This is a genomic window from Parabacteroides sp. AM08-6, from assembly GCF_003473295.1.
Taxonomy (GTDB): Bacteria; Bacteroidota; Bacteroidia; order Bacteroidales; family Tannerellaceae; genus Parabacteroides.
The window spans coordinates 80770-81095 of the sequence record NZ_QRMP01000015.1 but is presented as its reverse complement, the minus strand read 5'-3'; the positions used below and the strand labels follow the sequence as shown (position 1 = coordinate 81095).

Here is a 326-nt window from a genome sequence, read left to right as displayed (position 1 = left end):
ACGAATGATTATGTAATATTGTCGAATACCTTCAATAATGCTTGTCTGTTTGACAGGAAGAGTGGACAATTTATACATAATATTGGAAAACAAGGAGGTGGGCCGGATGAATATTATATGCTTAGTAGTGCCGGTAATTTCTATAAGGAAAAAGGACTTATTTATGCCACTCGAGGTAATAAGTGGATAGGTATAAATATTGAAAGCAATAAGGTGGAGGATAAAGTGGCCCTACCAGATATTGCAAAGGATGGTTTAGTTGTGGGAATATCAAACCCTTACCGATTGAATGATTCCCTCTATATCGGTTATATGAATAACCTTAC

The 326-nt window shown here is 35.9% G+C and carries 1 protein-coding gene; it reads left to right on the top strand.

What is annotated here, in order from left to right; all coding sequences use genetic code 11:
• Positions 1-326 (top strand): 6-bladed beta-propeller (locus tag DW103_RS18465; RefSeq protein WP_233545671.1); only part of this gene is annotated, 326 nt, incomplete at both ends.